Annotated in this window: 5 protein-coding genes; 3 read left to right on the forward strand and 2 right to left on the reverse strand. The window is 59.0% G+C overall.

From position 1 onward, the window contains the following. The 3 genes from VN887_10255 to VN887_10265 all read left to right on the forward strand — a co-directional run. Positions 1-537: hypothetical protein (locus VN887_10255; GenBank protein ID HXT40394.1), on the forward strand; the 537-nt coding region annotated here is incomplete at its 5' end. Then, on the forward strand, positions 497-1,039 hold the full coding sequence (locus tag VN887_10260) for a hypothetical protein (GenBank protein HXT40395.1): 543 nt from the start codon (positions 497-499) through the stop codon (positions 1,037-1,039). The genes VN887_10255 and VN887_10260, both read left to right, overlap by 41 nt. A 101-nt stretch (positions 1,040-1,140) precedes the next feature. After that, positions 1,141-1,788 (forward strand): DUF1361 domain-containing protein, encoded by a 648-nt coding sequence (locus tag VN887_10265; protein ID HXT40396.1) that lies wholly within the window; start codon positions 1,141-1,143, stop codon positions 1,786-1,788. Between the two features lie 257 nt (positions 1,789-2,045). Here VN887_10265 and VN887_10270 read toward each other — a convergent pair whose 3' ends face one another. Together VN887_10270 and VN887_10275 are read right to left on the reverse strand one after the other, a co-directional pair. Further along, positions 2,046-4,775 (reverse strand): DEAD/DEAH box helicase, encoded by a 2,730-nt coding sequence (locus VN887_10270; protein ID HXT40397.1) that lies wholly within the window; start codon positions 4,773-4,775, stop codon positions 2,046-2,048. Positions 4,776-4,814: 39 nt separating this feature from the next. Then, positions 4,815-5,779: LamG-like jellyroll fold domain-containing protein (locus tag VN887_10275; GenBank protein ID HXT40398.1), on the reverse strand; the 965-nt coding region annotated here is incomplete at its 5' end.

The following is a 5,779-nucleotide window of genomic DNA, read 5'->3' on the forward strand; positions in this document are numbered from 1 at the left end:
GTCGTTGGCACGTTCTCTGGCGGCGTTCAGCTCTGGGCCGCGCCCGCCAAAGTCGCCGCCGGCCTGTTGCTCTCGGCGCTGATCTGTCTGCCGAGCCTTTACATCTTCGCCTGCCTGAGTGGTTCGAGCGCGCGTTTGACGGAAGTGGTTGGACTCGTGGCCGGGCTGACGATGCTGATGACGATTCTGCTGATTGGCTTTGCGCCCGTAGCGTGGGTTTTCTCGCAGTCCACCCAGTCCGTCGTCGCCATGGGCGCGTTGCACCTCGCCTTCTGGTTCATCTCAACTTACTTCGGATTGCGCTTCCTCAATGCGGGTTTCAACGCGTGCCAGGGCCGATCCACCGGCGGTATCAGAGTCTGGATGTCCATCTTCATCCTCGTGATGCTGCAAATGACCACGGCCGTTCGCCCGCTGATCGGCAAGGCGGATACACTGCTGCCTGTGGAGAAGAAATTCTTCGTCAGCCACTGGATGGATTGCCTGAAACAAACCTATGACTCGGAAGCAAACCGGGGAACTGCGCAAGCGCGTTAAGTTGCTGACCTGGCTATTCATCATTGGCCTGGTGCTCAGCGGCGCGACCGCCGTTCCTCTTGAATGGGAACTCGACGCCAGCGCCCGCGTCCTCGGCGTCGCTGACGTTTCGAGCGAACAAGCGACAACCGGTTTGACGAAATGGATCGTAAAATTGCGCGAGGCTTTGCACGAGACCAACACGAAATATCCTTTCATCGCTTACGGCTTCGACTGGCTCGCGTTCGGCCATTTCGCCATCGCCATAGCATTCATCGGCGCGTTGCGCGACCCGGCGCGAAACATCTGGCTGTTTCAGTTCGGAATGATTGCCTGCGTGCTGGTGATCCCGTATGCGCTCGTTTTCGGCGCAATTCGCGGCATCCCGATTTACTGGCGGTTGATTGATTGCTCGTTCGGTGTGTTTGGATTCGTTCCACTATGGCTATGTCATCGCTGGTCAAAGGAACTCAACACCTCGTCAAGCTCCGCCGGGCAAGACCCGCTCAATTCCATTTCTTGAACATGAAACCAGCCGCTTCTCTTCGCCAGAGTGCTCTGATCTTCCTCTCACTGGCTCTCGCTTCCGGTGTGGGTGTCGCACTGGTCCTCGCGCGGTTTGCCGTGTCGCACCAGCCGGCGTACTTCAATCTCGTCTGGAACTTGTTTTTGGCCTGGCTGCCGCTCGGCTTCGCTTTTGTGGCCGGCGCCTTCCGCCCGCCGCGCGGTCGATTTGTGCTCTGGGCTTTCTTATGGCTGCTGTTCCTGCCGAACTCACCTTATCTTGTGACCGACCTCGTCCACCTCAAGCCGCGCCCGCCGGTGCCGCTCTGGTTTGACATCCTGCTCGTCCAGTCCTTCGTGCTGACAGGATTGCTGTTGGGATTTCTCTCGCTTCATTTGATGCATCGGCGCGTCTCGCATTCCTTCGGTTGGCGGTCGGGCTGGCTGTTTACGCTAGTCGTACTCGGACTGACCGCGTTCGGAATTTACCTCGGCCGGTTCGAACGGTGGAACAGTTGGGATTTGTTTCTTAGGCCAATTGGGCTCCTAAGCAACGTTGCCGACGTGCTACTTCACCCGCGCACCCACAAAGCCGCTGTTGTGTTTTCTTTCCTTTGCGCGGTACTCCTCTTTGTTTCTTATTTTGCTTTGTATGTGGTGACGGCGCTGGATCGCTTGGGATGGTCGATGTCGCCGAAAGTAACCGCACAGGGACTCCAAGCGAACTTGGATGAATTGCGATTGAAACGTGGGCTGCAATCAGATTAAAAAACATCTGCTTGGATCGGCTGTGCCTTTGCTTGCGTTGAGAACTTACAGTTCACACCAAACGTTAAGGAAGTGCGGTGCCAATGGAAGATCGTCGAAGACATTGTTCTCACCCAGCAGCACATTCTAATCTGCTTGAACAAACTCCAAGCTTTTGTCGTGCCGAGCCGTGCTTTCGAAAAAGAGGAGGACTATCGTAAGTTTGTCCAAGAGTTACAGGTCCGCTCAAAACGAGACAATTGAGCAACGCAGTGCGGTCAATGCCTCCGCAAAATCAGCCGATGGTCCACCCGCCGGGTCTGATGATATTCCAACGGCGGCAGATCGGTGAGCGTGGGCGATTCGGTCTCGCGCAGAATCGCCTTTGCCGTTTTCTGCAGTGCGCGCCAGCGCGGCCAGTCGAGGTCGGGCGCATGAGCGATCTGACGCAGCAAACTCCGCCATTCGATGATGACACGATCAATGTCTCCTGCGCCGAGCAATTCCGTCACCCAACCATGTTTGCTCAACGGATTTTTGTGGATGCCGGAAACGACCTGCTCCGCGCCAGAACCGTATTTGGGCGGCACGCCGTTCTCCAGATAGCCGGGAATGGATTGCAAACCGAAACGTTCCTGGCAGGCCATGGCCAGTCGTCCCGCCCAACGATTCTCCTCGCCACAAAAACGGAATCCGGCATCCAGGTTCGCCACGTCATAAATCAGTTCGTCGAGCGGGTAGCCATCGTCTTCGAGCGCGGCGGCGATGGCCAGCCCGTCGCCCTGCTGGAAAAAGCTTACGATCTGGCCGCGTCGCGTCGGCGTGCCGGCTTCGTTCACCAGACCGAGGCGTCGCCAGAGCAACGCCGTGCCGGTCGCAGCCGAAAGCCCGCGGCACGTCGGCACGAGAGAACATTGCGCGCAATCGGGCGGCAGCACTTCGCGCTCAGGCGGTCTCCAGAGCGCGACACCGTGCTGATCCACCGGAACGCGCAGGGTCAATTCCGAGAGGCTGACCCGCGCGACAATTCTGTGCGCCTCAGAAGCGAATCGCACGACCGCCGTTTTTTGCTCCGCCAGTTTCTTTTCAACGAGCGGCGCGATTTTCTGTTCCCACACGCCGGACGGTGCCTGGCGGCCGCTCCAACCGGTCAGACGCCGAATCCATTTGGCGATAATGACGCGGTCATCGTTGAGCTTCTCGGCGACGGTGATGGCGCGTCCGTAAATCCTTCCCTCGTTCGTTTCGGACAAAACGCACAGCGCGCCGGTGCCGATTTTTTCCAGCGCGACTGGTTCCGAAAGTATCGAGCGCCACTTCAGTCTTTGAAGATCGGATTCAAAACCATGCTTTGAGTCACGTTCGCCCTCACCCTCGGGAGAGGGAGAGGTTTTAGGCGTCATCGGCGGAATCAAGCGCGGCGGTTGTCGGAACGCGTCCGACGTTTCTACGGGGAGTGCAGTCGCTGTCCCCTCTCCCCGTGGGAGAGGGTCAGGGTGAGGGCAATTCAGAATTACAATGTCCCGCAGCGATTTTTCAACCGGCTTCGGATACGGCTCCCATTCGCCGCGGCTGTTGAGCATCTCGCGGAAACGATGGCGCACGCGCCGCGCGCGCTCGGCGTCGGTCTTCAAACCGCAGGGCGCGTCGGGATGGTTCATGGATTGTTCAACGCCGAGGACAATCGGTTTCGTCGTGAACAGTCGTTCCTGCACCCGCACGGCTTCGGCGAACGGGTTGTCCTCGCGCCCGGCCGCGGCATTCATCAAGCCCAGCAGCGCGCTCCAGTCCACCATGCCGCTGCGGGCAAGCTGACACGGATAACCGTCGCGCATCCGGATTTCATTGGCGGAGACCAGCACAAAACCCATTTCGTCGATGCCGCGACGGCCGGCGCGGCCGAACATTTGCAGAATTTCATCCGCCTTGAGCGGCTGCTCGACGTGGTCCCGCCGATACGATTCGCCCGCCAGCGCAACACTGCGCAACGAAAAGTTGATGCCAGCGGCGAGGCCCATAGTGGCGACGACGACCCGCAGTTGTCCGGCCTTGGCGAGCGGTTCGATGACGCCGGCGCGCGCGCCATAGTTCAGGCCACTGTGATGATACGCAATGCGGCTCTTGAGCATTTTCGCGAGATGTTCGCCCACGAGCAGCTTTTGTTCGTGACCGAGTTGAAGCGGATTCGGCGTCGGTAGTTGACGCGCCAGCTCGGCGGCAAGCGATTCGGTGGCCTGGCGGCGCGGAGCGAAGATCAGGATCGGACCGAGGTCTTCCGCCAGCGCTTTGACGACCAGGCGCGGCCAGTAACCCCGAATCTCGCTGGGCACGTGAAAATTCAAATTGTTGGCATGAACCTCCTCAAGCGGCACCGGACGTTGCTCGTGTTTGACCAGGATGGCTTCGCGCCCAAGCCGGCGAAGCCATTTCACCAAATCGTACGGATTAGAAACGCTGCCGCTCAGCAGGAGCAGTTGCGTTTTCGGCGGCGCGAGCGCGATGGCCAGCTCGTAATTCAGGCCGCGGTCGGGATCGCCAAGCATTTGATACTCGTCCACGACGAGCAACGCCGGGCCGTCGCCTTCGATGAGCCGGCGCTTCTGCGTTTCGAGTGTGGCGACGAGGATCGGCGCATGAAGATTCTCCGCAAGGTCGCCGGTGGCGATGCCGACATCCCAGCCGCGCGCGCGCCATTCAGCGAGCTTGTCATTCGCCAGCGCGCGGGTCGGCACCGTGTAAATGGCCTGGCCGTGGTTTTTCCCGTGGTTCGACCACAACTCGAAAATTAATGTCTTGCCCGCGCCGGTGGGAGCCTGGACGACGACGTCCTTGCCCTCGCGCAAGGCGGTCACGGCCTGCTGTTGCCAGAGATCGGGAACGACCACCTGGTTCAAGGCAGGCAAACCGTCGAGCTTTTCAGAGAACGTCGGCACGCGGGGAAGATAGCCGAAGACGGGAAATGTGAAACCGGGAAATATGCCGAGGTCAAACTTGAATGTCGCCGACACGACAATTTAACCTGACGCAACCCCAGACCTCGAACTGTATCACTGGGTCGCTGCCTTAAAGAATTGCGAATTAAGACCGCCTGTTGCGGTATTTGTAAATTGTAGCGTGCCGGCCGGATTCGGCACGGTGTCGATGGGGAGCCAGTAAAAAAGATCTGACGAACCGTAGATCGTCACGGCTTTTCCGGCCTGTCCGCTGATGTTCAGCAACACCGCGCCGTTCGTGGGCGCGGTGATGGAGTCGATGTTCAGGGGCTTGCACAGACCCATGGCATCAGAGGCAAACAGCGAGCGGACCTGATCGCCATCAACGGCGGCGTTGAAGAACATGATTTCATCCACCAGGCCGTTGAAGGCGTATCCCGGGAACGCGCAAATCGCCGTATAGCCATCCGTGGCAGAAGGCGGATTTGGATTTCCTGTTGCGGCCGAGAACACGAGCGCCCCGTTTTTGTAAAGTTTCAGGACGCCGTTTTCGCGGACCAACGCAATATGATTCCACGCGTTTTGGTCGAGTGCGACGCCGGTTGTCACGTAGCCCACTCCTGCAAACACAATCACCAGGTTGCCGACTTCCGGGCAAAGACTGCTGACTGTCGAGCAAAGCCCCTGTTCGGGAATGATGAGGCCGTAACCACTGTTGGCCTCATTGCCGTTAAACAAGAGAGTCTGCTTCTCCTTGCCCGCGGTGCCGACAGGCCCTTTCCAGTAAACCCATGCGGCCATTGACCAGTTGTCAACCGCCGTGGTCGCGACGGAGTTCGCGCTGACGCATCCATCCGCACCGTTCAGGCTGAAAGCCTGGCCGACCTTTCCCGGAGCGAAGGTAACACCGCCAATCATGGTCCAATTCTTTTTACCGACAATATCAAAAGCATTGTCGTCACCGGGCCACCAGGCAACCAAACCGGGTGGGGCAGAGACGCAGACCGTCGGCGCACTGACCGTCACGCTGATTGGCGCTGACATTGTCGTCGCCCCGAAATTGTCGGTCGCCTTGGCCG

The sequence above is a fragment of the Candidatus Angelobacter sp. genome (assembly GCA_035607015.1).
In the GTDB taxonomy this organism is placed as follows: Bacteria; Verrucomicrobiota; Verrucomicrobiia; order Limisphaerales; family AV2; genus AV2.

What these genes read in the sequence shown, in the direction of transcription:
- VN887_10260 (HXT40395.1), top strand. Translation starts at nt 497, where the DNA reads ATGACTCGGAAGCAAACCGGGGAACTGCGCAAGCGCGTTAAGTTGCTG.